3 protein-coding genes are annotated in these 3,146 nt (G+C 42.2%); 2 read left to right on the top strand and 1 reads right to left on the bottom strand.

Going from position 1 to position 3,146, the window contains the following annotated elements:
• Window positions 1-394: 394 nt before the first annotated feature.
• Window positions 395-790 carry a hypothetical protein gene (locus J0A65_RS07915; protein ID WP_232849802.1) on the bottom strand — a complete coding sequence of 132 codons (396 nt, stop codon included), beginning with the start codon at window positions 788-790 and terminating at the stop codon, window positions 395-397.
• Between the two features lie 579 nt (window positions 791-1,369).
• Here J0A65_RS07915 and J0A65_RS07910 point away from each other — a divergent pair.
• Window positions 1,370-1,540: a hypothetical protein gene (locus J0A65_RS07910; protein ID WP_206593613.1), complete on the top strand. Its 171-nt coding sequence runs from the start codon at window positions 1,370-1,372 to the stop codon at window positions 1,538-1,540.
• 305 nt (window positions 1,541-1,845) lie between these two features.
• Entirely contained in the window at window positions 1,846-2,931 is a 1,086-nt protein-coding gene (locus J0A65_RS07905; RefSeq protein WP_206593612.1) for a hypothetical protein, read from the top strand.
• Window positions 2,932-3,146 lie beyond the last annotated feature (215 nt).

Raw genomic sequence — 3,146 nt, 5'->3', positions numbered from 1 at the left:
TATATCTAGGCCAATGGTTGTAGTCTTCATGTTGATCCACTCCACTTCCGTTAAATGGTTTGTCGAATCTCCATTTTGGCTCACTATGAAGCCGATTAGGAGGTGGAGTGGGTCCATACCATTATCCATTGCGCGCCAGTCACTTTTCTTTGCTCGTGCAAAGAAAAGTAACCAAAAGAAACACGCCCGCTGGATTCCCAACTACGTCAGTCCAGGGCGCTGCTAAAAGGTGGTCGTGAAAACGACGTTCCAGACGCGTCTTCCACTCAATTTGCTCCCGGCAAATTGCCCACCTTTTAGCAGTGCCCTGAACCGACCGGGAATTTTTTAGCGGGGGTTAAAGCGGCTCGGGCCGCTTAGGAGGTGGATGTTTCAACCACTACGGCCCTTTGATTCATCGAACCCCTCTTTCTCGAAGCAGCGCATGAATTTCATTAAGTGTGGCAATTTGTCTTTTCTCGAATGGTGTTTGTCTTTCTGCTTGTTGTAATGTAGCCATGCTGGACATTACACCTGCTGCGCCTATAAGAAAAGTTACAGCATTCATTGTACCTTGGATGTAGAACCAGCCAGCGGCCACAAGCAATAAAAATGCTGAGAAAGCAAGAAACTTCCACATAACCCCATTTTTTCGAGACCGCTCGTTTTTCAACAGCTCCTTTCTATGAGACTCCTCATGCAAAAGCTCTTCGTTATTACAGTGGATCAGCAACTTGTATTCGTTATTTTCGGAATTATCAATGATAGTAACATCTCCGTGGATATCACCAGAATTGAAGTCTCTCAACATTATCTCCTTTGTAAAAGATATAGCCTCCTCTTCTCCGAAGTTCTGCCACGCTTAACTGGCAGCCATTGAGGAGAGGATCCAAGGCTCTGCGATTTAGCCAAGCAGGGTTTCAGTATCCACTGTGATGACCAGAGTGGCAAGACAGGGGTAGCTCAACTTTCCTATTGGATACGACACGTAGTCCTTGTAAACCAGTCACTTTTACAACAGGCTTCCTCCCCGCTGCCTTGCAAGCCAGCTAAAGCTGTTCAATCTGGTTCCAGACCAGATTGTCTTTACTGCGAAGAAACGAGACCAAAGACAAAATCTTCGGGAAAGATTTTGGACAGCGTCATGCTGGTCCGAAGGAAAAGCCACAGGGATGTGGCTTTCAAAACGCGCCGCTGGATTCCCAACTACGTCAGTCCAGGAGACTGCTAAAAGGCGGTCGTGAAAAAGTTTTGATTTACGGCTTCCTGCCTTCAATCAAAAGTCCACTTCGGGCATCTTCTGCGATATTACGGGCTATCCATGCCCTCTACCCTTTGGGCCACCGTCGTACCTCCGATGTTCAAGTTTTCTCCAGGAAAACTTGTCTCGATGGCATCTGAATTTGCTGCGCGCATTACTTCGGACTTCCTGCCCTTCGCCTTCCAGGCCAGCTACAGCTGTTCAATTTCATTCCTGATGAAATTGTCGCAAATTCCGGGCAATACCATCCCAGACGCGTCTTCCACTCAATTTGCTCCCGGCAAATTGCCCGCCTTTTAGCAGCGCCCTGAACCGACCGGGAATTTTTAAGCGGGGGTCAAAGCGGCTCGGACCGCTTAAGGGCATCATCGCTCAATATGATAAGTTTAACATCCACCGACGACCAGCCAATTTTACTATTTCAAAAAGCGATGATTAAAGCAGTAGCGCCAATTTGTGAGTAACGGTTTGTTCGAATTACAGCCCTTGGACTTTCAGACTTTGCAAGGTAGAGTAGCCAGTAAGGAACTCAACTTTAAATGATCTATATCATTCTCCGTGAACCACCTTTTGCTACATAGACTTACTTTCTAAAGGATTATAAAATGAACAACAATAATGCATTTATACTAATGCCGTTTTCGGAACCTTTAAACGAAGTTTATGAGTTTTTAATTAAGGGTGCATTAATTGATGCTGGATACAAAGTTTCAAGAGCAGATGACATTAAGAGCCAGAGCAATATATTAGAGGACATCATTACAGGAATTATGCAAAGCTCATTAATTGTTGCTGATTTAACGGACTCAAATGCAAATGTATATTACGAGCTAGGAATTGCACATGCATTACAAAAAAAAGTAGTATTAATCACCCAAGACATTGAAGAGCTGCCTTTCGACTTAAGATCTTACAGAGTTATTCCATACTCGACGCATTTTTCAAAAATGAATGCAGCAAAAAACACATTAAAGGATATAGCGACAGAAGCGCTTGAGGGCTCATTACCTTTTGGAAATCCAGTTAAAGACTATGGTCTAGTTTTACAGACTAGCACTTCACTTTCAGTAATTAGACCACATCAAGGGGGCGAAGACTTAGGTTTATTAGACCATATTATTGAAGTGGAGGAAAACTTCGAATATTTAACTGAGATTGTTTTATTGGTTGGAAGCAAACTAGAGAATGATTTTACACCAAAGGTAACTTCCTCAACAAACATTTTGCATACGAATAAAAACTTAACAGCAAAGCAAAAACGAAATGTTATTAAAGAATTAGCAACTCACGTTAGTGACTATGCAAGTTTTCTAAAGCCTAAGAATGATGAGTATCGCACTCTCATTAAAAATCTAGAAACCAGTATAGAGTTTGTCCTAACATCAGACAGTGAGCATGACGATGAGTCCATCAATGGTATAGAAAGCTTTCTAAATAATTTTGAATCTATGGAAATCGGTGCAAAAACAGGTCGCACAGGATTTTTAAACATGTTGGAAGTAATGCGAAAGCTACCCAACTTGGAAAAAAGCTTTAATCGTGCAAATAAGTATATGCAGGAAGAAATTCAAACTTTCATTGCCAACATAGACTTAACTATTTCAATGTCATCAAGAGCCAGAACCTTAGGTTATTCACTACTATCTAAATTACAGAATGACAGGTTGAAGACAGAAGAAGCCGGAAGCTAATAGGTCAATACTCCAAGAGCTGTTGCCTGTTATCTTTAATCTGACCTTTCCCACAGAAATTCCTATTCTGGAACCAGGTTGTCACAGCTGAAAGCAGAGAGTGGCTTTAAAATCGCTCTCTTGATGCCTTATGTGTCCAATTTATTGGGGGCTCTGCGCAAATAAACAGGGTCACGCAAATAAACAGGGTCATATCCAAATTAAAATAAACAGGT

The organism is Bowmanella yangjiangensis (genome assembly GCF_017255015.1).
Taxonomy (GTDB): domain Bacteria; phylum Pseudomonadota; class Gammaproteobacteria; order Enterobacterales; family Alteromonadaceae; genus Bowmanella; species Bowmanella yangjiangensis.
Note: the sequence above shows the minus strand (reverse complement) of the source record. Positions and strands in the feature narration are given on the sequence as shown.